Annotated in this window: 1 protein-coding gene; it reads left to right on the forward strand. The window is 61.5% G+C overall.

The window, feature by feature from the left end:
• A partial coding sequence (locus DXA66_RS14015) for an SbcC/MukB-like Walker B domain-containing protein (RefSeq protein ID WP_279233783.1) occupies window positions 1–579 on the forward strand: 579 nt, incomplete at its 5' end.
• Window positions 580–737: the final 158 nt, after the last annotated feature.

The raw sequence follows: 737 nt of genomic DNA on the forward strand, positions 1-737 counted from the left end.
GTCATCGTGGACAAGGGCAACCAGCAGATGACCGAGGGCGATTCGCTGGACAACCTTGCCGCCACCGCCGACCCCGCCTACGAGCGGCAGGTGGATGCGCTGATGGAAAAGATCATGGCGGATGTGGACGAGAACACCCGTGCCCGGCAGGAGGGCCGCACCGGCACCACCACCCTGTCGGATTATGTGGACTACCGCACCTATCTGGATTACGACATCAAGGTGACCAACCGGGTCACCGGCCAGCAGGCATACCTGTCCCGCGTCAGCCGCGACTCCTCCGGCGGCGAGAATCAGGCACCCTTCTATGTGGCCATCTGCGCATCCCTGCTGCAGATCTACCAGAAGAGCGAGAACAGCATCCGTCTGGTGCTGCTGGACGAGGCGTTCAGCAAGATGACCAGCGACCGCATCCGCCCCATGATGGAGCTGTTCCGCCGCCTGCAGCTGCAGGTGCTGCTCATCTCCACGGTAGAAAAGAGCACCGCCATCCAGCCCTACTGCGACATCACCTATTCCATCGTGCGCCATGGCGACGCCAACGCCATTGCGCCCTTTGTCCGCCTGTCGGCGGAATGAGGTGTGCGCCAGAGCATCCGAAACAAAAAAGAAGCACGCCGCAGCGTGCTTCTTTTTTTGTTTGCTTATCGCAGCGGCAGAACGTCCTCGTCCTCGTTGATCTCCTCCAGGGTGCCGTCCGCAAAGTACCAGCCTTTGCCGTACAGCGCCTCGCTGCC

The organism is Faecalibacterium sp. OF03-6AC, assembly GCF_003478175.1.
In the GTDB taxonomy this organism is placed as follows: Bacteria; Bacillota; Clostridia; order Oscillospirales; family Ruminococcaceae; genus Faecalibacterium; species Faecalibacterium taiwanense.